At 69.3% G+C, this 23269-nt stretch carries 23 protein-coding genes and 1 pseudogene; 7 read left to right on the plus strand and 17 right to left on the minus strand.

Going from position 1 to position 23269, the window contains the following annotated elements:
- Nucleotides 1-267 precede the first annotated feature (267 nt).
- From ACWD1U_RS36460 to ACWD1U_RS36480, 5 genes and pseudogenes are all read right to left on the minus strand, one after another.
- Nucleotides 268-411 (minus strand): hypothetical protein, encoded by a 144-nt coding sequence (locus tag ACWD1U_RS36460; RefSeq protein ID WP_451113655.1) that lies wholly within the window; start codon nucleotides 409-411, stop codon nucleotides 268-270.
- A gap of 173 nt (nucleotides 412-584) precedes the next feature.
- On the minus strand, nucleotides 585-1451 hold the full coding sequence (locus ACWD1U_RS36465; RefSeq protein WP_451113680.1) for a class I SAM-dependent methyltransferase: 867 nt from the start codon (nucleotides 1449-1451) through the stop codon (nucleotides 585-587).
- 36 nt (nucleotides 1452-1487) lie between these two features.
- A pseudogene (locus ACWD1U_RS36470) lies at nucleotides 1488-1907 on the minus strand (GNAT family N-acetyltransferase); the annotation flags it as partial.
- Nucleotides 1908-1961: 54 nt separating this feature from the next.
- Nucleotides 1962-2489 carry an aspartate carbamoyltransferase gene (locus ACWD1U_RS36475; RefSeq protein WP_451113656.1) on the minus strand — a complete coding sequence of 176 codons (528 nt, stop codon included), beginning with the start codon at nucleotides 2487-2489 and terminating at the stop codon, nucleotides 1962-1964.
- Nucleotides 2490-2650: 161 nt separating this feature from the next.
- Nucleotides 2651-4048 (minus strand): MFS transporter, encoded by a 1398-nt coding sequence (locus ACWD1U_RS36480; protein WP_451113657.1) that lies wholly within the window; start codon nucleotides 4046-4048, stop codon nucleotides 2651-2653.
- Between the two features lie 104 nt (nucleotides 4049-4152).
- Between ACWD1U_RS36480 and ACWD1U_RS36485 the strand changes: the two genes are divergently transcribed.
- From ACWD1U_RS36485 to ACWD1U_RS36500, 4 genes are all read left to right on the plus strand, one after another.
- The gene (locus ACWD1U_RS36485) at nucleotides 4153-4767 is read left to right on the plus strand and encodes a TetR/AcrR family transcriptional regulator (RefSeq protein ID WP_451113658.1); all 615 of its coding nucleotides are present in this window, start codon (nucleotides 4153-4155) and stop codon (nucleotides 4765-4767) included.
- Between the two features lie 188 nt (nucleotides 4768-4955).
- Nucleotides 4956-5342 (plus strand): DUF6153 family protein, encoded by a 387-nt coding sequence (locus ACWD1U_RS36490; protein ID WP_451113659.1) that lies wholly within the window; start codon nucleotides 4956-4958, stop codon nucleotides 5340-5342.
- Between the two features lie 118 nt (nucleotides 5343-5460).
- Nucleotides 5461-6087, plus strand: coding sequence for a DUF305 domain-containing protein (locus ACWD1U_RS36495; RefSeq protein WP_451113660.1), 627 nt, complete (start codon nucleotides 5461-5463; stop codon nucleotides 6085-6087).
- 158 nt (nucleotides 6088-6245) lie between these two features.
- Complete coding sequence (locus tag ACWD1U_RS36500; RefSeq protein WP_451113661.1) at nucleotides 6246-6758, plus strand: DUF4396 domain-containing protein; 513 nt, start codon at nucleotides 6246-6248, stop codon at nucleotides 6756-6758.
- On the opposite strand, the gene ACWD1U_RS36505 is transcribed toward ACWD1U_RS36500, so the two are convergent.
- Nucleotides 6749-7225, minus strand: a complete 477-nt coding sequence (locus ACWD1U_RS36505; protein ID WP_451113662.1) for a hypothetical protein — start codon at nucleotides 7223-7225, stop codon at nucleotides 6749-6751. The genes ACWD1U_RS36500 and ACWD1U_RS36505 overlap by 10 nt on opposite strands.
- Nucleotides 7226-7539: 314 nt before the next feature.
- On the opposite strand from ACWD1U_RS36505, the gene ACWD1U_RS36510 reads away from it, so the two are divergent.
- Nucleotides 7540-8274 carry a hypothetical protein gene (locus tag ACWD1U_RS36510; RefSeq protein WP_451113663.1) on the plus strand — a complete coding sequence of 245 codons (735 nt, stop codon included), beginning with the start codon at nucleotides 7540-7542 and terminating at the stop codon, nucleotides 8272-8274.
- A 243-nt stretch (nucleotides 8275-8517) separates the two neighbouring features.
- Here the strand turns inward: ACWD1U_RS36510 and ACWD1U_RS36515 are convergent, their stop codons facing one another.
- Together ACWD1U_RS36515 and ACWD1U_RS36520 are read right to left on the minus strand one after the other, a co-directional pair.
- Nucleotides 8518-9750, minus strand: coding sequence for an MFS transporter (locus tag ACWD1U_RS36515; RefSeq protein ID WP_451113664.1), 1233 nt, complete (start codon nucleotides 9748-9750; stop codon nucleotides 8518-8520).
- Nucleotides 9747-11138 (minus strand): NAD(P)-binding domain-containing protein, encoded by a 1392-nt coding sequence (locus tag ACWD1U_RS36520; RefSeq protein WP_451113665.1) that lies wholly within the window; start codon nucleotides 11136-11138, stop codon nucleotides 9747-9749. Before ACWD1U_RS36520 ends, ACWD1U_RS36515 begins: the two co-directional genes overlap by 4 nt.
- Nucleotides 11139-11242: 104 nt before the next feature.
- On the opposite strand from ACWD1U_RS36520, the gene ACWD1U_RS36525 reads away from it, so the two are divergent.
- The gene (locus ACWD1U_RS36525; RefSeq protein WP_451113666.1) at nucleotides 11243-11608 is read left to right on the plus strand and encodes an ArsR/SmtB family transcription factor; all 366 of its coding nucleotides are present in this window, start codon (nucleotides 11243-11245) and stop codon (nucleotides 11606-11608) included.
- 28 nt (nucleotides 11609-11636) lie between these two features.
- Here the strand turns inward: ACWD1U_RS36525 and ACWD1U_RS36530 are convergent, their stop codons facing one another.
- On the minus strand, nucleotides 11637-11960 hold the full coding sequence (locus ACWD1U_RS36530) for an ArsR/SmtB family transcription factor (RefSeq protein ID WP_451113667.1): 324 nt from the start codon (nucleotides 11958-11960) through the stop codon (nucleotides 11637-11639).
- Between the two features lie 65 nt (nucleotides 11961-12025).
- On the opposite strand from ACWD1U_RS36530, the gene ACWD1U_RS36535 reads away from it, so the two are divergent.
- Nucleotides 12026-13069: an NAD(P)-binding domain-containing protein gene (locus tag ACWD1U_RS36535; protein ID WP_451113668.1), complete on the plus strand. Its 1044-nt coding sequence runs from the start codon at nucleotides 12026-12028 to the stop codon at nucleotides 13067-13069.
- On the opposite strand, the gene ACWD1U_RS36540 is transcribed toward ACWD1U_RS36535, so the two are convergent.
- From ACWD1U_RS36540 to ACWD1U_RS36575, 8 genes are all read right to left on the minus strand, one after another.
- On the minus strand, nucleotides 13053-13175 hold the full coding sequence (locus tag ACWD1U_RS36540; protein ID WP_451113669.1) for a hypothetical protein: 123 nt from the start codon (nucleotides 13173-13175) through the stop codon (nucleotides 13053-13055). The genes ACWD1U_RS36535 and ACWD1U_RS36540 overlap by 17 nt on opposite strands.
- Before the next feature lie 1005 nt (nucleotides 13176-14180).
- Complete coding sequence (locus ACWD1U_RS36545) at nucleotides 14181-14636, minus strand: hypothetical protein (RefSeq protein WP_451113670.1); 456 nt, start codon at nucleotides 14634-14636, stop codon at nucleotides 14181-14183.
- Between the two features lie 119 nt (nucleotides 14637-14755).
- On the minus strand, nucleotides 14756-16972 hold the full coding sequence (locus tag ACWD1U_RS36550; RefSeq protein ID WP_451113671.1) for a glycoside hydrolase family 3 N-terminal domain-containing protein: 2217 nt from the start codon (nucleotides 16970-16972) through the stop codon (nucleotides 14756-14758).
- A 175-nt stretch (nucleotides 16973-17147) separates the two neighbouring features.
- A complete protein-coding gene (locus ACWD1U_RS36555; RefSeq protein WP_451113672.1) occupies nucleotides 17148-18155 on the minus strand; it encodes a LacI family DNA-binding transcriptional regulator in 1008 nt (335 codons plus the stop codon).
- A gap of 158 nt (nucleotides 18156-18313) precedes the next feature.
- Entirely contained in the window at nucleotides 18314-19150 is an 837-nt protein-coding gene (locus tag ACWD1U_RS36560; protein WP_451113673.1) for a carbohydrate ABC transporter permease, read from the minus strand.
- Between the two features lie 2 nt (nucleotides 19151-19152).
- Nucleotides 19153-20142, minus strand: coding sequence for a carbohydrate ABC transporter permease (locus ACWD1U_RS36565; RefSeq protein ID WP_451113674.1), 990 nt, complete (start codon nucleotides 20140-20142; stop codon nucleotides 19153-19155).
- A gap of 76 nt (nucleotides 20143-20218) precedes the next feature.
- Nucleotides 20219-21562: an ABC transporter substrate-binding protein gene (locus ACWD1U_RS36570; protein WP_451113675.1), complete on the minus strand. Its 1344-nt coding sequence runs from the start codon at nucleotides 21560-21562 to the stop codon at nucleotides 20219-20221.
- 135 nt (nucleotides 21563-21697) lie between these two features.
- A complete protein-coding gene (locus ACWD1U_RS36575; RefSeq protein ID WP_451113676.1) occupies nucleotides 21698-23167 on the minus strand; it encodes a glycoside hydrolase family 32 protein in 1470 nt (489 codons plus the stop codon).
- Nucleotides 23168-23269: the final 102 nt, after the last annotated feature.

Consider the following 23269-nt stretch of genomic DNA (forward strand, 5'->3'; position numbering starts at 1 on the left):
CCCACGCCTGCCTGGCCGTCCTGCGAGCCCGCGAGCTGGATGCCGGGAAAGCAGAAACGGATCCTCCCAGCTCATCCACCTCAGCCTCGCCGAGACACGACGGCTGATCACCCGCCTCACCAACCGTCATCCCACACCCGTCGAGCACATCCTGCACTGGTCGACCTGGCGCCGACATCGACAACACCAGGCCCGCATCAGCCACTACAAACGGCGCGGCCACAGCCCCTGACCTGGCCATCAGTCACAGCAAGCACCGTTGCAGTACTAGCCGCCCTGCCGGCGCCGTTCGTCGTACGCGGCTTGCGCCATCCCGTGCAGGAACTCCGCGACCATCGCCGCGACCGCACCCCCGACAATCCAGACGATCACGGACTGTGAGACCCACGTGTAGATCACGATGGCGGCCACGCAGTAGACGATGACACCGATGGCATACTTCGGTACAACGGCTCCGGCGTCGAATCGGAGCCCTGGGCCGCCCAGTAGCCGCGGTATTAGCCGGACACACTTGCCCTCAGAGACCCCGGGCCGTCGCGAGCCCGGGGTCTTGTGCTGGCAGTGCTCCAACACTGGAAGGCTGACTAAAGCCTGTCCGATGGGCCGGTCGGGCGGTCCGCTGTGACCAGCCATGACGTGCTGAGCAGCCGGACTGTGCCGTCCGCCACCTCCTGAGCGCGCAGATGGTCCGTCAGGGTGCGGCGGGCGCGGAATCGCGTGGCCGCGTCGGCCTGCTCCATCAGGTGGCGGCCGGGGCCGGTGCCCAGCAGGAACGCCGCCGCGTCCTCGGCTCCGTGTCCCCATGTCCCATACGCCTGCGCCTGGTTGATGCTGATGCCGGTGAATCCGGCCGCGGCGAGCACTTCGCGGATGCGGTCCGGGGCAGCTAGGGAGAACATGCCGGGCTGCCCCGGCCGGCCGAAGTCGCCGACGGGCAGGAAGTCGCGCAGCGACGCCATCGCCGCGACCCAGCCGTTGAGCGTGGCATCGGCCGGGCAGACGAACGCCAGGTGCCCGCCGGGCCGCAGTGCCCGGCAGACGTTACCGAAGGCCGCTACGGGGTCGGCGAAGAACATCACCCCGTAGCGGCTGACCGCCGCGTCGAACGAGCCCTCCTCGAAAGGGTGCACCTGGGTGTCGCCTTGCACGAAGGAGGCGTTCGTGATGCCCTCCCGCTCCGCGCGGACCCGCGCCTCGGCCAGCATCGGGCCGGACAGATCGAGGCCAAGCGCGTGCCCTCGAGGCGCTCTGAGCGCGGCAAGGCGCGTGGTCTGCCCGGAGCCGCAACCAAGGTCGAGGACCCGGTGGTCCCCGGTGATCCCGGCGGCATCGAGCAGTGGCTCGTTGAAGCCCTCGTTCACGGCGTTCCAGCGGTCCTGGTTGCGGGCCCAGTGGGAGCCTTCTGGGCCGTTCCATGCCTGTGCCTGCTCGGTGTTGACAACGTCCGGCACGGGGGGCCTCCTATGGGGAACGACGGATAATGGGTCCATGACGCGGTACATGCCGGTCGAGTCGTGCGTGGCGGTGTCGGCGAAGCCGAACTTCTCGTAGAGGAAGCGTGCGGGGCCGTCCGCGATCAGGGAGATGTAGGCGGTGGCGGGTGCCCGGCGCTCCAGCTCGGCGGTGAGTGCGGCCATGATGCGCTTGCCCAGTCCGCGTCCTTGGTGGGCGGGGTGTACGCACATGTCGACGATCTGGAACGCGGTACCGCCGTCACCGATGATCCGCCCCATGCCGACGGGCTCCCCCTCGTGGTGGAGGACCACCCCGTGCCAGGTGTTGGGCAGGGCGAGCGCCACCGCTTCCGGGGCTTTGTCGGAGAGGCCGGCATCGGTGCGCAGGCGGCGGAACACCTCGACGGAGGGCACCCCCACGCTCAACTCGTACGGGTCGTTCAAGCTGTCCACTTCCGATCGTGTGATGTGCGCGGTGACGGCTTGCTCCGGTGCTCGGCTCGCCGGTCAGTGGCCGGTTTCGGCGTGGTCGCCGTGGTCGCTGAGCTGCGCTTCGAACCAGTCGTGCAAAGCATCGACCAGGGCGGGCTCTGCGGTGGTGTAGGTGAGGGTGGCCCCGTCGGGCCGTTCCAGGTAGCGCACTTCGATGCGTTCGTAGCCGTCTTCAAGTTCCGCCAGGCCCGGCATGCCATCGCCATGGATCTGGGCGGGGTCGCCGAAGTCGCCCCGGCCGAACGCCTTGGCCTCCTCTCGGAGGTGGGTGCGTATGAGACTGACCTGCTTGGCGTCGTCAGGCTGGTCGGCGACGACGTCCTGGACCCCGCCCGTCTCGGTTGGGGTGAAGCGGTGGGTGGTTGCTTCGAGGTCGAAGGGCATCACGGCCCGGCCGCGTTCTGCGACCGCTTCCTGTCGGCCAGTTTGCCCGTTGTCGCCGTCCTGCTGAGGGCCGCCGATCAGGAGAGCTGCGCCCAGTGCCGCGCCGACACTCGTCGCGGTGATACCGACCGTGAGCAGCCGGCGCCTGCCGTGCTTCATCCAGTGCCTCCGTGAACACTTCGAGGGCGGTACGCCCGCTCCGTGGTGAATGGGATCGCCCCGATGCCGTGGCCGCCAGGGCGTCTGGGACCAGTCTTCGGCCGCGCCGCGGCTGTGGAAGTGCTGGTCCGACCCGTCCCAGCTGGCCGTAGGGATTGGGCTTACTTCTGCTTGGCGGGGATCAGCCACAGGACGATGACGGCGGATACCGCGGCCACGCCCGTGGCTACGAGAAACGCGTCATCGAAGCCGGAGGCGGCCCGGTCGCCGGTGCGGACGGCGATGCTCGCGGCTGCGGCGCTGGAGACGACCGCAGCGCCGACCGAGGCACCGAACTCGTGGAAGGTGCTGACGACCCCGGAGGCCACACCGGCCTCATGGGGAGCGACACTGCTCAGCGCGGTGGCCGCAGCAACGACGAACAGCGCGCCCAGTCCCGCCGCTGCCATGCTCACACCAGTGACCATGGCAGCGGTTCCGGACCAGAGCACCGGAACGAGGAAGCCGGCGGCCGCGACGGCCAAGGCGACCGCGGCCAGCAACCGTGCCCCCAGACGGCCGATCACACGTCCGGCAGCGGTGGCGGCGGCCATCGTCACCAGTGCCACCGGCAGGAACAGCACGCCGGTCATCAGGGCACCGTGGCCCTGATGGTTCTGGAAGTAGAACGAGCCGAGGAAAAACGCCCCTACCATCAGCGCCGTGGTGACAGCGATCACGAAGGTGCCCGCCACCACCGGGCGCCGGCCGAGCAGACGCAGGTCCATCAGCGGCGCCGCCGCCCGGCGCTGCCACGCGGCGAAGGCAGCGCAGGCGGCTGCCGAGAAGGCGACCAGGACGACGGTGACAGCATCGAGCCAGCCGTGGTCGCCGGCCCGGATCAGAGCGTAGATGAGGGCGCCGGTCGCGGCGGCGACCAGGATGGCGCCGGGTATGTCGAGGGTGCCGGTGGTCGCGCGGGGCAGGCGGGGCAGGATCCGGGCGAGCGAGACGAGGACGATCAGGCCGACGGGGACGTTGACGAAGAAGACCCAGGCCCAGCCCGGACCTGCCGTGATCAGCCCGCCCAGCAGTACACCGAGAGCGGCGCCCCCGCCGCCGAGCGCCGACCAGATGCCCAGCGCGCGGTTGCGCTCGTCGCCGTCGAACAGCCGCACCACCACGGACAGGGCGGCGGGTGAGAGCATCGCGGCGCCCACCCCCTGGGCGATCCGGGCACCGAGCAGCAGCGGGGCGCCGGTGGCGAGCCCGGCGGCCAGCGACGCCGCAGTGAACACGGCGAGCCCGGCCAGGACGACCCGCTTGGCACCGAACAGATCCGCCGCCCGGCCGCCGAGCAGCATCAGACTCCCGAACGTGAGGGCGTACCCGCTGACCACCCACGTCAGTGCCGCGCGGTCCAGGTCCAGTTCGGCGCCCATGTCAGGCAGTGCGATCGCGACCACGGTGACGTCGAGGATCAGCATCAGCTGAGCCAGTCCCAGCAGTCCCAGGGCCGTCCAGCGCAGCGGATGCGGTGCGTCCGCTGCGCGTGTGGTGGTGGTTTCCGTGTCGCTCATGACACTCACCCCTCATCGCTAAGTCGTACAAGTGTGTTCACGTTATACGCCCCCGGGGTATAAGCCAAACAGTCTTGTACGACTTGGCGGGGTAGTGTGGGTGCATGGGCAGCAAGAACTCCACGGCCACCAGGCGCGCCGACGCCTTGCGCAGCATCGACGCGATCGTGCAGGCCGCCGCCGAATGCCTCGGACGTAACCCGGAGGCGAGCATGAGCGAGATCGCGCGCGTCGCGGGGGTGGGCCGGGTGACGCTGTATGCGCACTTCACCTCCCGGGCAGAGGTCGTCGACGCAGCGATGAGCCGGGCCATCGACCGGGGCAACGAAGCACTGGACGCGGTCGATCTGACCGGTGACCCACTGCTCGCCCTCGCGCGTTACGTCGAGTCCGGCTGGCATCTGGTGGATCAGGCGCGGGCACTGCTCGTCGCCGCCCAGAAGGAACTCTCCGCAGGACGCATCCGCGAACTGCACAACGGACCCGCCGCCCGGGTCGAGACACTGGTCGCCCGAGGCCGTGCTGAGGGAGTCTTCCGCACAGACCTGCCGATCACGTGGCTGATCAATGTCCTGCACACGGTCATGCACAGCGCCGCGGAGGAGATCCGCGCCGGCCGCCTCACCTCCGACCGCGCCGCCGACCACATCACCGCCACGGTCCTGGCCGCCTTCACGCCGCCGGGCAAGCCGGTACCCGATACCGGCGGCAGGGCGTAACACCAACAGCCCACGACCAAGAGCTCGCCGCAGGAGGGACTGCAGGTGGCCGAGGCAGGGCGGCACGGGCAAGTGGGCCTGCGCAGCACGGGATACCTCGCGCGATGAGTCCGTGCCCGCCGACAGTCCAGGCATCGCGCGGGTCCCCAACGTCACGCTGTTGCGTGTGTATCCGTACGATGGCGGGCATGACCAGCAGCACCCGATCGAGTCGCCGCCCCGCTGGGCCGCTGTTCGCGCTGCTGGTACTCACAGTGCTTGCCGGGATCCTGGGCATGCACGCACTGGCTCCCAGCGGAGCGCCGGCACCCGAACACGCCATGACCATGGCCCATGCTCCTGCCACGGAGCAGGCCAGCGCGGCATGTTCGCACACCGACGGCGGCTCCGGGCACCTCGCACACGCCGACGGAACGTGCGCAGCGGCCGGTATCGGCTCCGCATACGCGCCGCCCGCGCTGGCCGGCGCCCTGCCCGCCCCGGCCTCTGCCGGTGTTCCGATCGCCGCGCCGACGGCGGCCGTGCAGGGCCGGGCGCCGCCTGACCTCTCCGAACTGCAACTCCTGCGGATATAGAGCGGCCCGCACGACACCCCGCACGCCCTGTCCCGGGGCGGGTGCCGTGTTTTCGCCTGCTCTCATCCCACTGATCCCGCGCGCCCGACACAGGCGCGCGTCAAGGAGTTGCACCACCATGATCCGCAAGCGTTCCCTGATCCGCCGCGGCACCGCCGTGGCCGCCGCCGGCACGGCCGCTCTCGTCCTGGCCGCATGCGGCGGCAGCGGCGACAGCGCGACCGGGCACAACAGCCACACCGCGACCTCGGCATCCGCATCGGCTTCCGCCTCGCAGGGCCAGCACAACGCCGCCGACACCGCCTTCGCGCAAGGAATGATCCCCCACCACCGCCAGGCAGTGGAGATGGCCGACCTCGCCCCGTCCCGCGCCCAGTCGGCCGAGGTGAAGAAGCTCGCCGAACAGATCAAGAAGGCCCAGGACCCAGAGATCAAAACCCTGTCCGGGTGGCTGACCTCCTGGGGTGAGAAGGTTCCCGCCGAGGGTGCCATGGACCACTCCGCTCACGGCACGGGCGGGATGATGACGACCGAGGAGATGAACGAGCTGGAGAAGGCATCCGGCAAGGCGTTCGACACCGCCTTCATGGAGATGATGATCAAGCATCACGAAGGCGCGGTGGCGATGGCCAAGACGGAGAAGACAGAAGGCGCCTTCCCCGACGCCAAGAAGATGGCCGACGCCATCATCACCTCGCAGACCGCCGAGATCGAGAAGATGAACGAGCTGCTCGGCAAGAGCTGACCGCTCCGGCAGTTGGGGGGCGTGTTGGGCCTGCACGGCCCGCACACCCCCACTGCTTGTCACACCCCACTACTTGCCATTAATACCCCCCGGGGGTATATCGTTGTGGTGTGGGACATGGGATCGGGCCACACTGGACGGGAATGGGGATGACGGTCATGGACCACACCGCACACCGTGCCAGCACCGCTCACGACCACGCCGCACACCAGGCGAACGGTGGTCACGATGGGCATGGCGGAACGTCCTGGGCAACGGCGGCGAAGGCAACGCTGCACTGCCTGACCGGATGCGCGATCGGCGAGATCCTCGGCATGGTCATCGGCACCGCCCTGCTGTGGGGCAGCGTGCCCACCATGGTCCTGGCGATCACCCTGGCGTTCATCTTCGGCTACTCCTTCACCCTGCTCGCCCTCCGCAGGGCGGGCCTGGGCTTCAAGAGCGCCGTCAAGGTGGCGCTGGCCGCGGACACCGTCTCCATCGCGATCATGGAACTCGTCGACAACGGCGTCATCGCCCTCAGCGGCGCGATGGACGCCCACCTGTCCGACTCCCTGTTCTGGACCGCACTGCTCGGCGGCTTCGCCGTCGCATTCGTGATCACGACCCCGGTCAACAAGTGGATGATCGGCCGGGGCAAGGGCCACGCCGTCGTCCATGCCTACCACTGACCACAGCAGACGCGCGCCCGGGCGGCACCCTCTAGCAGGACCAGCAGGGCGGCCGCGTCGGCGATCAGCTGGATGCGCATGCCTTCCAGCTCGCCGCCCGCGAGTGTGGCCCGGGCCACCGCATCGGCGAGGTGCCCGACCGGTTGCATGTGCACCAGCAGAAGCATCGTCGCCAGCGCTGTGATCAGCAGTTTCGCGATGACCCAGTAGTGGCGCAGCAGCCCCCAGACGGTGCCCAGCGACTGGAGAACGCCGGTCAGCAGCGAGGCGATGCTGAGGGGAACGATCACGGACCACCCCACCAGCTCCATCGCCACATAGGCGCTCTGCACCGTCTGGGGCGAGCTGCTGGACAGCCCGGCTACGGCCAGTCCCAGGAAGGCGGCGACCGCTCCCAGCCAGCCGACCGGGGCGGTGACGTGGAGGGTGAGGGTCGGCTTGCGCAGCCGCGGCGGGAACGCTGTCACTGCGTGTGCTCGTGCATCCCGCCGCCGGCCAGGTGCACGATCACGAACACCACGACCAGGACGACCGCGACCGCCGCGGACACCTTCACCCAGCGGGGCGCCCCGTCGTCGTCATCGGCTCCGAACGAGGCGGCGAGCCAGCCATAGCGTCCTCCACACCCCGACTCATGTGAGCGTGCCCCCGGGCGCTGGTGCAATCGGCCGCGATCAGACTTCGTTCGGGTGAGGCGTCGCTGCGTGTCCTGAGAGAGCGGCTGCATCTGGTGATCCTCAAGTATGTCGGTCGGTGACATCGAGAGGACCGGGGTCTGCTCATGGGTTCGGACATGCGCACCGCCGAAGGGGCGGATACAGCCAGCTCGCGAAGCCGCACACTGACGATCGCCGGCGGGCTCATGGTCGGGGGCTTCCTTCTCAATGCCATCTTGACCGCGACGCTTCATCCCTCCGGGGAGCAGGACGACCACCCTGCGATCTTCACCGAGTACGCAGACAGCGGCACCTGGATCGCCGTTCATCTTGGCCAGTTCATTGGCGTCCTGGTGACGCTGAGCGGCCTGCTCGTGCTGTACCGCGTCCTGCGCGGTGCCAACGGGCCTTCCCCGCTTGCGCAGATCGCGGCCGCAGGAACCGTGGCGACCGCCGCGATCTGGGCTGTCCTACAGGGGCTGGACGGTGTGGGGCTGAAGCAGGCCGTGGACTCCTGGGCCAGCGCGTCGGACGCGGAAAAGACGATCCGCTTTGCCAACGCCGAGACCGTACGCTGGCTGGAATGGGGATTCCAGAGCTACTTCCGCATCCTGCTCGGACTGACCCTCGCCCTCTTCGGGACTGTGATCCTCACCAGTCGCCGGATCGCCGGCTGGCTGGGCTGGACGGCCCTTGTTGCGGGTGTGTGCTCTGTGATCGTCGGAGTCGACGTGGGCTACAGCGGCCTGGCCAGTGGGCTCCAGGACGTCCTCGGTATCGCCTTCTTGATTCTCGTCCTGATCTTCGCCGTCGGAGTACTCGTCACCGGAGTACGCGAGCGCAATCGGCGCGACGGCTGAACCGATCGGTGCGCAGGTATCGGCCGGACACTCATTCCCGAGAATGAACGGCTGACCCGTCGGCGCAGCAAGGGCACAAGAAGCCGACGCCGTGAGACTTGCTGGTGCCTCCATGACCAAGCGGACCGCTGGGCTTCGATGTACTCGATCTGCACAGTCCTCGTAGAGGTGAGCCGAGGAACGCCCCAGAGCAGGTGTGCGAGCTTGTGCACTTCATTCACCTGGCCCGTCGGTCAAAGCCCGTTACCGCTTCACAGCTGGTTGACGCGGTTTGGTCCCGAAGGTGACCAGGGCGGCGAGTCCGGCGATGAGTGCCAGGAGTCCGAACAGCTGTGGGTAGCCACCCAGTGGTACGGCCAGTGCGGCGCCGGCGAAGGGGGCGAGGGCGGAGGCTGCCGTGGTGGGTGCGGCGAGTAGTCCGGACAGACGGCCGTAGTGGGTGGTTCCCCAACGGTCGGTGATAGCGGTGGCTTGGAGGAGGGTGAGGTTGCCGCGGACCATCCCGGCCGTGACGGAGAGGGCGACCAGCAGGGCGTACGGGCCGGGTACGAGCGCGAGTGCCGCTGTGGTCACAGCGCCGAGCGCGATCAGTGCGGTCGTACGTGCCGTTGTCCCGGTGCGGCGCGCAATGGTCGCGTACAGGGTGCGGCCGAGGGTCTGGCCGGCGCCGCCGAGGCCCAGTGCCCAGGCGGCCTCGGTGGTGGTGAAGCCACGTTCGAGCAGGAGCGGGACCAGAGCGACGACGACGGCGGAGACAGCGAACGCGGAAAGGGTCAGGGCGGCGGCCAGCATCCACAACGGCCGGCTGCGGGCGACGACGTCCGCGCCGCCGGTGGCGTGGGCGGAGGCCGGTGGTGCCTTCGGCCATGGTGCGTTGAGCGCGAGAGCGTGGGCGGGGATGGTGACGACAGCGAGCACCAGGGCGAGGACGGCGTAGGTCGCGCGCCAGGACAAGTGGTTGGCGAGCGCCGCGGTCACCGGGGCGAAGATGGTGGAGGCCAGGCCGCCGGCCAGGGTGACGATGGTGAGGGCGCGGATGTGGCCGGGGGCCCACCAGCGGGTGATCGCGGCGAAGGCGGGCTGGTAGAAGGTCGCGGCCATCGACAGACCGGCGAGCAGCCAGCCGGCCACGAAGACCGGCAGTTTGGGGGCTGCGGCCACAGTGAGGATGCTCAGCACTCCGAGAACCGAGCCGACGGTCATCACGGTGCGCGGGCCGCGGTGGTCGATGATGCGGCCGACGCGTATCCCGGCAAGCGCGGACACGAGTAGCGCGGCGGAGAACGCGGCCGTGGTCGCCCCGACGGGCCAGCCGGTGTCGGCGGTGATCTGCGGGTTCAGCACGGGGAACGCGTAGTAGACGATGCCCCAGCTGGTGATCTGGGTCGCGCACAGCGCCAGGAGGGCGGCGCGGGGCGGCGACCGGTCCCCGGTTCCGGTCGCGGCCCCGCGCTCAGGGGTGTTGAGGTCGGTCACGAGCCGCAGCAGCCGCCCGCCGGCGCTTCCTCGGTGACCGTGGCGGCGGGCGCGCCTACGCCGATCTGCACGAGCGCGGGCGCCGGAGCGCAGCAGCCGCCGGCGTCGGCCTGCCCGGCGGCCGGGTCGTCGAACAGTCCGGCGCCGCCGCACACTCCGGTCTCCGGGAGAGTGAGTTCGACGCGGTCGGCGGACTCGAGGTCTCCTGCGATGGCCGCGGTGACGGAGCGGACCTGCTCGTAGCCGGTCATGGCCAGGAAGGTCGGGGCGCGGCCGTAGGACTTCATGCCGACCAGGTAGACGCCGGGTTCGGGGTGGGACAGTTCGCGGTGGCCGTGCGGGTAAACGGTGCCGCAGGAGTGCTGGTCGGGGTCGATGAGCGGTGCAAGTTCGGTGGGTGCCTGGAGCCGTTCGTCCAGGCCGAGGCGGATCTCGGAGAGGAAGGACAGGTCGGGGCGGAAGCCGGTGAGCACGATGACTTCGTCGACCGGGTCGAGGCGACGGCCGTCCTCGCCGGCCAGGACCAGGCGGCCCTCGCTGTCGCGTTCGATGGCCTCGGTGCGGAAGCCGGTGACCGCGTCCGCGTACCCGTTGTCGACGGCGGCCTTCGCCGCAAGGCCGAGAGCGCCGCGGGCGGGCAGCTGGTCGGCTTCGCCGCCGCCGAAGGTGGAGCCGGAGATGCCCCGGCGCAGGATCCACACGGCATGCGTGCCCTGCTCATCCTTGGCGACATCGGCGAGAGTGGCCAGCGCGGTGAAGGCGGAGGCGCCGGAGCCGATGACTGCGGTGCGCTTGCCTGCGTAACGGGCCCGCACAGCCGGGTCCTTGAGGTCGGGGACGCGGTAGGTGATGCGGTCGGCGGCGGTCTTCTCTCCGAGGGCGGGCAGGCCGCTGGCGCCGGCCGGGCCGGCGGTGGTCCAGGTGCCGGAGGCGTCAATGACGGCCCGGGCGAAGACGCGCTCCTCGCCGTCGGCGGTGGTGAAGTGGACGACGAAGGGCTGGGCTTCGCGGTCGGCGTCGACGATGCGGTCGCGGCCGGTGCGGGAGACCCCGGTGACAGTGGCACCCACACGAACGCGGTCGCCCAGGACGTCCGCGAGGGGCTGCAGATAGAGCTCGGCCCAGTCCCCGCCGGACGGGTAGGTGGCCGCGTCGGGCTTAGTCCAGCCGGTGGGGACGAGCAGCTTCTCCGCGGCCGGGTCGGTGAGCTCGCCCCAGGTGGAGAACAGCCTGACGTGGGACCACTCGCGCACCGCAGAGGCGGCGGCCGGTCCGGCTTCCAGGACCAGAGGTTCGATGCCGCGCTCGACAAGGTGGGCGGCGGCCGCGAGGCCTGCCGGGCCGCCGCCGATGACGACGACCGGCAGGTCCGAGGTGGTGGTGGTCATGGCAGATCGTCCTCCGGATTGCGCGGCCCGGCCCGGGCCGCTGCTTCGATCACTGTCGATATTCCGACCTTGCCACTCGTATCGAGGAGTGTCAACATAGACGCATGTCGAAGTCAGAGGTTGTCGAGCTGCCCGACCTGGACACCGGGGCCGTGGTGCCGTGCTGCCCGCCGATCACCGCCGGGGAGCTGTCGCAGGCCGATGCGGAGACGATGGCCGCGATGTTCAAGGCGCTGTCCGATCCGGTGCGACTGCGGCTGTTCTCCAAGGTCGCCTCGTATGCGGGAGGCGAGGCGTGCGTCTGCGACATCTCCGACGTCGGCGTCTCCCAGCCGACGGTCTCCCATCACCTGAAGAAGCTGCGCGAGGCCGGCCTGCTCACCTCGGAGCGGCGCGGGACCTGGGTGTACTACCGGGTCGCCCCGTCCGTGGTGGCCGCGATGTCGGCCATGCTCGACCTGCGCACCTGACGGTCGCGGCACCGCCGGCGGTTGCCGGTCAGGAACAGCCTGGCGGGCAGCAACGCGCCAGGTACTCCTGGAGCGCGCCGAGCCGCTCGGCCATGCTCGCGCCGTCGGCTCGGTAGAAGACCTGCTTGCCCTCCTTGCGGGAGAGGACCAGCCCGCCGCGGCGCAACAGGCTGAGGTGTTCCGAGGCGGTCGACGGCCTCAGCGCACACCGCTCGGCAATCTCACCGACCGTCAGTTCCACGCCGCCGGCGAATTCCTGCATCACCTTCTGCCGAGTCTCGCTCGCCACGGCCTTGAGGAAGTCGGCCGTCGCCGTATCCACCGCGAACCCGTCACCGCTGGCTGCGTTCACCGCTCCACGCTCAACATTTCGTCACTTCCCGAAACAACGACTCATCATGGAAGGTCCACGATCTCATGGAACACGCCGGCCTCATCGTCATCGGCGCCGGGCAGTCCGGCCTGGCCACCGCCACCCTCGCCCCCCGTCACGGCTTCACCCGCACCCTGATTCTGGAGGCAGCCGATCAGCCGGGCGGGGCGTGGCCGCGCTACTACGACAGCCTCACCCTCTTCTCCCCCGCCCGGTACTCCTCGCTGCCCGGCATGCGCTTCCCCGGCGACGGCGACCACTACCCGACACGGGACGAAGTGGTCGACTACCTGCGCGCCTACGCCCGCCGGCTCGACGCCGACATCCGCACCTCCACCACCGTCATCTCGGTGCTGCCCCGCGACGGCGCATGGGTGGTGCGCGCGCAGGACGGTGCCGAGTTCACGGCGCGGGCGGTCGTGGCCGCGACCGGCGCCTTCCGCAGCCCGTACACGCCTGACGTGCACGGACGCGAGGAGTTCGCCGGACGGTCCCTGCACGCCGCTGACTACCGCAGCCCCGAGCCGTTCACCGGCCAACGGGTCGTGGTCGTGGGCGGCGGCAACTCCGCGGTTCAGATCGCCGCCGAACTCGGCGCGGTCGCCGACACCACACTGGCCACCCGCCGGCCGATCGGCTGGATGAAGCAGCGCCCGTTGGGCCGGGACGTTCACTGGTGGTTCAAGCGCACTGGATTCGACATCGCTCCGCTGAGCCGGCTGCTGGAAAAGGTGCCGGTGTCCGTCCTCGACGACGGTCGCTACCGCATGGCGCTGGACACCCACGGCGTCAAGCAGCGCGAGATGTTCACTCGCCTTACCCCGGACGGTGTCGTGCGGACCGACGGCTTCAAGGAAGCGGTCGACGCAATCATCTGGGCCACCGGATACCGCCTCACCTTTCCCTACCTGAACGGGAGCGGCGTCCTGGACGCCGACGGCCGGCCCCGGCACCACGGCGGCATCGCCGCCGTTCCAGGACTCGGGTTCGTCGGCATCGAATTCCAGCGCAGCTTCTCCTCCAACACCCTGCGCGGCGTGGGCCGCGACGCCGCGCACGTACTGTCCCGGCTCAGTCGCTCACGCTGACTTCAGCGTTCCCGGACGCGCGGTTCCACTCCTCGCTGTAGACCTGGATCTCTTCCTCGGACAGATCCAGGTCCCCTTGGACGCGCACCGCGCTGGTGTCGGGCACGGAAGTGGGTACGGCAGTGGGATCGCAAGCGCCGGCGGCAGGAGACTGCGGCTTGCCCGGCCGACCAGCCCTCCCGGCGCACGGGGCGCGGCTGGCCGTTCGGCGGTGCGGTCAGGGTGCGGCGGGTGCCTGTGTTCGGTCATCATCCCGGGTCTCTCCCTGGTGCGTTGGCGTCCTCCACCGGCTCTGTGACGGCCGGTGGCGTGCCCGCGCGAGCGAGAAGCCGCCCCGATGCTCGGTGGCCGCGCCGGTGGCCTGTGAAGGCGTGGATGGTGCTGACTGGCAGCGGCGAGTGCGCGAAGAATCCGCAGCGCCGACACTCCGTCGACCAGGCCCAGCACGTGTTCTGCCTGTGGGTCTCCGCGCTGCTGATCACGCTCGTGTGACATCAGAAGCCGCGAAGAAACCTCTGTTGATGCGCACGGAGCTCGGCGGTACTGCAAGGCGCTGGTAGGGGCACACACCCGGCGAATCGCCCAGATGTCAATCCATGGGGTCGATAGCGATCAGTCCTGGTACCGGGTCGAGGGTGTAGCCCTGCTGCACAAGGAGGCCACCGATTACGCTGCTGATCTGTTGAGGGAATGATCCAAGGCGGAGATGGCCAGAGCCAGGAAGACCGGCACTGACGTGGATAGCCTGCAGCTCCGGCCAACCTGCCATTCGTGCTGCCTGCCGCAGTGAAGTTGAAGGAAGACTCCGACATCCGCTGTCAAGGGATGACGTTTCACACCACGTTGACGGTCCAGGCCCAGGCTGTCCGCTGAGCGCGGTCCTCATCACCTACGCCATCGAATGAGCCGCGCGATGGACTGCCTCCCGACGTAAACCGAAGGGCTGGCGCACGCCGTCACTGCAGGCTCAGGCACGTGTCATGAGGACGAACATCGCGTCCTGACGGGGCTGAACACCAAGCTCAGGCCCGGTGCAGGGGGACGACGCCCGTGGCGTCGTCCCCCTGTTGCTGTCCGGGCACTGGCGCCGGAGCCATACCGCCGAACGTACTCAGTTGGCGGCGCAGTCTCTGGAGCTCGTCGCATCACGACACCACCGGTGTTCCGTCCCAACCTGCGCGACAGCCGCTTCCAGCAGAGGACGGACGCTCTTGAACAACCGGCGGCCGATGTCCCGGTGCCCGTTTGGCCGCAGCAGCTGGAGGAAACTGACCTCCAGCAGTGGATCGTGCGGATCCCAGCCTCTGGTCAGGCGCGTGGCCACTTGCCAGTCCTGGAGCCGGGGAAGGGGCATGCCTGCCCGCAGATGCTCTTCGACCACCGCAGCAAGCGGGGCCTCATCGTGCAGGTTGCGGATCAACCACGGGGTTTCTGCGTCCTTGGCGAGACGGTCGGTGCGGAGCTCCTTCCGCAGTTCGACGACGTGCGGACCGAGGACGTCGACCAGGTGCAGGCATGCCTGCAGGTCCGCGACGGGTGTGCGGATCGCGGGGTGTGGTGGACGCACGTGTGACTTTCGGTATGACAGATGGGGCACGCCCCGCCGGCCCTCGGGTTGGCGGGGCGGCGGGCCGGCGGGGCGGGGGTCTTCAAGCCCGCATGCGGGCTCAGGTCCGGATACGGGCTTCAGGTCCGGATGCGGAATTCCGCGCTCAGCTGCTGCTCCCGCCGCGAGCTGGGGCCGACACGGAGCATGAACTCACCCGGTTCGACCACGCGGCGGTTGTCGGCCGTGACGAGTGAGCACTGCGCGGCGGGGATGCCGAGGCGGACGTCCAGGCTTTCGCCGGGAGGGATTTCGACCTGGGTGAAACCCTTCAGCTCCTGCTCGGCCCAGGTGACGCTGGTGGTCAGGTCGCTGATGTACGCCTGGACCGTTTCCAGGGCCGGGCGGCTGCCGCTGTTGGTGAGCCGCACCGTGGCGTCGACGGTGCCCTCGGCCGAGACGTCCGGGTCGTGCACGACGAGGTCGGAGTAGGTGACGGTGGTGTAGGTGAGGCCCTCGCCGAACGCGAACAGGGGGTCCTGGGTGAGATCCGCATAGCGGCTCCCGTGCTGGCCTCGCACCTGGTTGTAGAAGACCGGTTGCTGTCCGACGTGGCGTGCGAAGGAGACCGGGAGCCGGCCGCTGGGTTCGATGAGTCCGAAGAGGAGTTCGGCGAGGGCGCGTCCGCCGCGCATGCCCGGGTTGAACGCCTCGATGAGTGCCGCCGCGTTCAGTGCCGACTCGGGGAGGGTGCTCGGCTTGGACTGGGCCAGTACGACGATCATCGGTGTGCCGGTGGCGGCGACCGCGTCCAGCAAGGCGATCTGGCTTCCTTGGAGGTCGAGCGTGGCCGTGGAGCGCACCTCACCGGTGAGGGCGATGGTGTCCCCCACGACCACCACGGCGTAGTCAGCGGCCTCCGCAGCAGCAGTGGCCTCCCGCAACTGTGCCTGGTCGACCGGGGCGGGAGTGAACGCGTCCGGCTGTGGTTGGCCGTCGGGCCCGAGGGACCATCCGGGGTTGGAGGCGGTGCTTTCGATGTCGGCTCCGCGGGCGTGCGTGACGGTCCAGTCGGACGGTGCGACGGCGCGCAGGCCGTCGAGCACCGTCTCCACCGACTCACGCGGATGTCCCTCGGGCATCCACTCGACCTGCCCGGAGGCCCCCGCCCAGTCACCGAGCATGGCCTCCGGACTGTCGGAGTTGGGACCGATGACCGCGATCGTCCGCGGCGTGCCCTGGCCCACGGCGCGGCCCGTTCCGTCCGAGGTCAGCCCGCCTTCGAGGGGCAGGATCCCCTCGTTGCGCAGCAGCACCAGGGAGCGTCGGGCGGTCTCGAGGTTGAGGTCGGCGTGTTCGCGGCAGCCGATCACCTGCGCCTGCCGGTCGCGGTCGGGAGCGCGGGGATCCTCGAAGAGCCCGAGCTCGAACTTCAGCCGCAGAACCCGCCGTACGGCGTCGTCGATCTGTTTCTCGTCGACCAGGCCGCGGGTGACCGCCTCCTGCGCGCCCTCGAAGAACTGCGGTGTGGCCATGATGAGGTCGTTCCCGGAGTTGACGGCGACTGCCGCCGCCTCGACGTAGTCGGCGCAGGTCCGTTGGTCGTAGACCATCCGGCCGACGTTGTCCCAGTCGGTCACCAGCGTGCCGGTGAAGCCCCACTCGCCCTTGAGCACATCGTTGATCAGCCACTGATGCGCGGTGATGGGCACCCCGTCGATCGACTGGTACCCGAGCATGAAGCCGCGGCAGCCGGCCCGGACCGCCTGTTCGAAAGGGGGCAGGAACCACGAGCGCAGCTTGCGCGGGCTGAGATCGGCTTCGCTCGCGTCGCGCCCGCCCAGGGTTTCGGAGTAGCCCGCGAAGTGCTTGGCATATGCCAGCACGGCGGTCGGGTCGCCGAGACCCTCACCCTGATAGCCGCGGACCATCGCCGCCCCGAGTTCGCCGATCAGGAACGGGTCCTCGCCGAACGTCTCGTTGATCCGGCCCCAGCGCAGGTCCCGGGTGATGCACAGCACCGGGGAGAACGTCCCGTGGATACCGGTCGCCGCGATCTCGGTCGCAGCCGCACGGGCCACCCGGTGGAGCAACGAGGGGTCCCAGGTGCAGGCCATGGCCAGCTGGGTCGGGAAGATGGTCGCGCCCGGCCAGAACGAGTGGCCGTGAATGCCGTCCTCGGCCGTCAGCAACGGAATGCCGAGCCGTGTCCGCCGGGCCAGTTCCATGGCCTCCGGCATCCTCTCGGGCGAAACGTGCAGGACCGATCCGGCCAGCTTCGCCGACACGATGTCCGCCAGGTCCCCGTGTTGTGCGTCGAGCATCAGCAGCTGCCCGACCTTCTCCGGCAAGGTCATCCGTGACAGCAAGTCCTCGATCCTTGCTTCCACGGACGCTTCCGGATCCAGGTACGCGGCAGGGCGGACCGGCTGTCCCACTGTGTTCTCCAAGTGATGAGTCGTACGGGGGCTGGAGGTTGATCGGCGACGGCGGGTGCTTCTGCCATCAGGTGCGCATCGCGATGACGTCGCGTCAGTTCGGGCTCGGCCGTGACGTCGAGCCGCGGATCACGAGGCTGGTGGGAATGATGCGCGAGGGGGCGGCCTCGGGCGCTCTGCGCACGTGGTCGAGGAGCAGACGCGCCGCTGCCTCACCCATTTCCCGCATCGGCTGGCGGATGGTGGTCAGTGCCGGATAGGTGTACGACGCCAGTTCGACGTCATCGAAGCCCACCACGGCGACGTCCTGCGGAATCCGAAGGCCGGCCTCGTGCAGGGCGGCGAGTACGCCGGCCGCCGAGGGGTCGTTGTGCCCGAAGACCGCGTCGAACTCCACGCCGTCCGCGAGAGCTTGCGTGACCGCGTTCCGGCTGCTGTCGAACAGGAAGTCGCCGCAGATGATGCTGCGTCGGTCGAGTTCGATCCCGGCCTGCGCATAGACGTCGACGAAGCCGCCCAGCCGTTCCCGGGTGCAGCCGTACTCATCGGGACCGGTCACCACCAGAGGTCGACGGCGGCCGAGGTCCAGCAGGTGGCGCGCCGCCTGCTCACCGCCCTCCCGGTTGGTGGTGGCCACGTAGGGGAATCCCGGCCGCTGGAAGCGGTCGTCGATCAGCACCACCGGCAGTCCGGCCTCGTGCAGTTCCGTGATGGATCCCAGGGCCCCCTCGGGCTCTATCACCAGCAGCCCGTCGAACGACTTGGCAGCGACCTGCAGGCCCAGCCTGCGCAGTGACTCCTCACCGCGGTTCACGGTCAGCATCCGCAGCCCGAAGCCCTCGGCCTCCAGCGTTTCGACGACCGCCTGCACTATGCCGGCCCAGGCCCAGGCCAAGTCAGGGACCAGCATCCCGATCATCTGGGTCGTGCCGCGTGCCAGCCCCACTGCCCCGGCGCTCGGCACATAGCCGAGCTCCGAGATCGCCTTGCGGACCTTCACGACGGTGTCCTCGCTGATCTCGCCCTTGCCGTTCAGCACCCGCGAGACCGTCGTCTTGCTGACCCCGGCCCGCGCGGCCACGTCGGCGATAGTGACTCCCATGTCACCTCCCCTCCCTTCCTCCAGAGGCGGAAGACGTCCTCCCGCACCGAAGGACCGATCGCACAGAGCCCTCGTGGAAATCGGTATCGGAAGCGGTCCCGGAACCGGTTCCGGGACCGAAAGTGAAGCACCGAAAGGCTCGACCGGTCAAAGCGGGCTCAGCCCTTTACGGCGGAGCTGGCCACACCCTGCACGAACCACCGCTGGAAGAACGTGAAGACGATCAGCACCGGCAGGACCAGCAGGACACCGAAGGCGAGGACCTGGCCCCAGTCCACGGGCTGCTGGCCCTGGAAGACGCTCATCTGCAGCGGGAGGGGACGTACTGAGGGGTCGGAGACCATCAGGACGGGCCAGAGGAAGGAGCCCCACTGGCCGAGGAAGGTAAGGATCGCCACCGACGCGTACACCGGCTTCGACATCGGGACGACGATCGCGAAGAAGGTGCGCCAGGGGCCGGCGCCGTCGATGCGGGCGGCTTCCTCGATGCTGGGCGGGATCGCGCGGAAGTAGGTGGCGAACTGGAAGATGGAGAAGGCTTGGGCGATGAAGGGGATGGCCTGGATATAGATGGTGTTGCGCTGGTCGTTGAACATGTAGAACAGCGGGACGGCCACTGCTTCGAACGGGACGAGCAACAGCAGCAGTACGAGGGTGAAGACGGCGTTCTGACCTTTCCAGCGCAGCCGGGTGAGCCCGTAGGCGGCCATGGAGTTGACGATCAGCCCGCCGAGCACCACGACGGCGGACAGGAGCAGTGAGATGCCCATGAACCGCCAGAAGTAGCCGGTGGCGTCGGAGTCGAAGCTGTCAAGGACGGCAGTGTAGTTGTCCAGCGACAGGTGGGTGGGCAGGAAGCCGGTCAGGCCGTTGAGCACTTCGTCGGAGGGCTTGAAGCTGCCCAGGAACAGGTAGAGGACGGGCAGGACGAAGATGAAGGCCAGGACGCTCAGGACGGCGTAGTCGAGGAAGCGGCGCAGGGGTGAGCGGGTCATGGTCAGTCCTCGTTGCCCGCGCGGACGACGCGGCGCTGGATGAGGGTCAGGGCGACGACGATCAGGAAGAAGACGACAGTGATCGCGGACGCCTGGCCGATGTTGTTCTGGTCGAAGGCCGTGGTGACGGCCTGGTACATCACCGTGCGGGTGGCGTCCTCGTCGAGTCCGCCGCCCTTGACGAGGACGTAGACCTGGTCGAAGACGCGGAAGGAGAACACCGAGGTGAGCAGGGCGACGAAGACGAGGGTGCCGCGGATGCCGGGCAGGGTGACGTGGCGGAACTGCTGCCAGCGGCTCGCGCGGTCGAGTGCGGCGGCCTCGTAGAGCTCGCCTGGGATCTGCTGGAGGCCGGCGAGGAGGATGACCATCTGGAAGCCGACGCCCTGCCAGACGGACAGCACGATGACCGAGGCCATGGCGGTGAGCCCGTCGCCGAGCCAGTCGAAGGCGCCCCAGTTGCCGAAAGTCACCGCGTCCAGCGCGGAGTTGAGCAGGCCGTCGCCGCTGCGGGCGAGGATGAGCCGCCAGATGACGGCGACCAGGGCCATGGGGAAGACGACGGGCAGGAAGAACAGGGACCGGAACAGGCCGATGGCCTTGAGTTTGCGGTTGAGGAGGATCGCCAGGGCCAGTGCCAGGCCGGTCTGCAGGGGTACGACGACCACGGCGAAGGTCAGGTTGTTCAGCAGGGCCCGCAGGAACGGGCCGGACATGTCGGGGTCGGTGAAGATGCGCCGGTACTGCTCCAGGCCGAAGAAGCGGGGCGGGAGCGGCGAGCCGAGGCGCACGTTGTAGAAGGAGAGTACGACCGCGTAGACGAAGGGGACACCGACGAAGGCGATGAGGCCGCCGAGGGCGGGTGCGGACATCAGCAGCCCGTGCAGCCAGTCGCGGTTTCTGCGCCCGGACCGTTTGGGCTTGGCGGATGTCGGTGGTGAGGTCGGCTTCCTGCCGGCGGGCGTGGCGGGTGCGGGGTTGACGGTGGTCACGGTAGGGGTCCTCTTCCCGGCCGGAGGGGCGGGCGCTGTCAGGGTGCGCCCGGCCCTCCCGGCTGCTGGATGCCGGCTACGGCAGCTGGTAACCGTCGTTGTCCGAGTAGTCCTGGTCGATGGCTCGGGCGGCCTTGGCCAGAGCGGTCTTCGGGTCGGCGCCGCCGTAGATGTCGCTCAGCGCCTGGCTGAACTTGGCGGTGACCGTGGGGTATCCGGCAGTGACCGGGCGGGTCACGGCCACGCAGGACTTCGTGATGTCACTGTCGCCACACGGCTTGGCCAGTTGGTCGGCGAAGAGCTGGAGCGGGCCGCCCTGCTTGTACAGCGGGCTCTTGGCGAGCACGGACTTGGTGCCGGGAGGCGCACCGTTGGCCGTGGTCATCGCGGAGACGTTGGTGTCGTTCATGAGGGAGTCGAGGAAGGCGCCGGCGGCCTTTCCGTTCTTGGTTCCGGCGCCGATGCCCCAGGCCCAGGAGCCCTGGCCGGTCTTGGGGCCATCGCCGAAGTCGGGCAGCGGCAGCACGACGAGGTCGTCACCGAGGGCCTTGCCATAGGCGGGGTACATCCAGTGGCCCACCCAGCTGAGGGCGACGCGGCCCTTGGTGAAGGCGTTCGAGTCGGTGTTGGGGTCGACGTAGTTCTTCCAGGACTGGAAGGTCTTCAGCGCCGAGGCCACGGCCGGGGTGTCGAGAGCGCCTTCGGCCTTGCCGTTCTTCAGCAGCGAGCCGCCCGCCGACCAGACGATCGGGCCGAAGCCGTAGGTGCCCCACTCGTTGGCGAAGCCGCCGCCCTCCTGAAGGTCCAGGCTCTTGCCGTCGGGGTCCTTGGCGGCCAGCTTCTTGACGGCCGCGGTGAACTCGGCCGCCGTCCAGGCGTCGGACACACCGGTGGGGTACTTCACCCCGGCCGCGTCCAGCAGCTTCTTGTTGCCGTAGATGCCGAGCCCGGAGTCGTACATGCCCAGGCCGTAGTGCTTGCCGTCGATCTCACCCTCGGCCTTGACCGCGTCCGTGGCGTTGGCCAGGGTCTTGGCGGAGACGTAGTCGTCGATCGCGGCGAGCTTCCGGTTGTAGACGAAGTTCGCCATGGTGGGGCCGTCGAACTCCATCACGTCCGGCAGTTTGGAGGCGTCGGTCGTGGTGATGGTCTTGGTGTAGTCGTTGTCGGGGATCAGCGTCAGCTTGACCTTGACCTTCTTCTGCGAGGAGTTGAAGGTCTTCACCGCGTTCTGCACGGCGGTGGCCTCGCTCTGCTGCCCCTGGTGGGCCCAGACAGTGATGGTGCCCGTGCCGCTGCCCTTCTCGGCGGAGGTGCTGGTGCCGCTGCCCCCGCCGCAGGCGGCCAGCGCGGCCAGGGGAAAGACGAGGGCCAGGGCCGTACAAGCCGTCCGGCGGGAACTTCTACTGCCGACGTTCATGGTGGGTGCCTCCGGTGTGTGGTGCGGGTGAGGGTGAGAGGTGCGGATGTGTCGCGGAGGGTGGGAACCGGGGTGGGAACGTGCCCTACGGCGACGTGAGCGGGGATGCCGCCGGATGCGGAGAGAGATGTGGGCTCATGCGGACCGCCCTTCGGGCTCGGCGGAGTTGCCGCTCGCCTCCTTGATCACGAGAGGCCGCAGCTCCCAGGCGTCGACCGCGTAGCCGAGGCGCGTACCCGGTGCGGTGCGGGCCTGCAGCCGCCACGGGCCGTCCCCTGTCGGGTAGCAGCGCAGGGTGAGGACCTGGCCGGTGGTGGTCAGGAAGATTTCGGCGATGGAGTGGTCGACGACCACGCGCAGGTCGACGGGCCGGCCGGTGGGGCAGGGCATCCGGTAGGAGCCGCCGCGGGCCCGGGTGTCCAGCGAGGCGTGGTCGCGGTCGACGACCAGGTCGCCCGTGTCGGCGTCGAGGCGGATGTCGAGGTACTCAGAGCCGTCCGGGGTGGTCAGCAGCCGCAGACCGGCGTTCCCGGTGGGCTCCAGACGGGCGGTCAGGTCGAAGGCGCGGCCCACGCTGCCGAGGTCCACCGGGCCATCTGTCACGCCCTCGGTGTGGACGACGTGCTCGCCGCGCAGGTCGAGCAGTTCGGCGGCGGGCTGCTGCCGCAGCGTTCCGTCGTCGCCGACCGAGATTTCGCGAGGCAGGGTCAGCACGCCGGCCCATCCGTCCGCGACCGCCCAGACTTCCTCGCGGGCTTCCACGGACCAGCCCCACAGCAGCCATCTGCCGCCGGGTGCACGCAGCAGGGCGGGTGCATAGCAGTCAGGGCCGTGGTCCACGAGGACTGGCGCGCCGGCCTCGAAGACGTCGCCGTGTTCCTCGCCGACCAGAGCCGTGACGCACCGTGGGCTGTCGTCGTCGTTCCACGCGCTGAAGATAAGAGCACCGGGCCGTCCGGACTGCGCCGGGAGGTACTGAGGACACTCCCAGCCCTCGCCGGTGTGCAGGTCGGTGCCGCCGACCGGCTCCTGCTCGCGGGCGTCGAAGGGACCCAGGTAGGTCCAGGTCTCCAGGTCGGGCGAGTCGTACAGCAGGGCCGCACCACGGCCGTCCGCGAGGGCGGCGCCGACCAGCATCCGCCAGCCGTCGCCGTCCCGCCAGACGTACGGGTCGCGGTACATGGTGCAGCCCTCGGGCCAAGCGGGGACGACCAGTTCGCCCTGCGGGCGGAAGGTCAGGCCGCCGTCACGGGAGGTGGCGCAGGTGACCGGCTGGTGCTGGGGCGAGCGGTCCTCGCGGTGCGCGGAGTAGAAGGCGACGAGCCGGTCGCCGTCGGAGACGGCGTTGCCGGAGAAGCAGCCGTCGGCGTCCTCGCCGCCCGGGGTCGGGGACAGGGCGATCGGCAGGGGCTCCCAGGTCAGCAGGTCGGGGCTGCGGAAGTGGCCCCAGTGCATGTTCGCGTGGGTCGCGCCGTACGGGTTGTACTGGTAGCACACGTGGTAGTGGCCGTCATGGAAGACCAGCCCGTTGGGGTCATTGATCCAGTTGCGGGGCGGGCGCAAGTGCGCAACGGGCCGGAACAGATCACGGGGCGCGGTGGACACACACGTGCCTTTCGGTATGTACAGAGGGCGTGCGAAGGGCGGTCACCGGACGAAGCCGGCCACGATCCCTTCGCGGCAGTCGAAGTGGTGGCTTCACCAGCA

It is taken from the genome of Streptomyces sp. NPDC002788, from assembly GCF_053592115.1.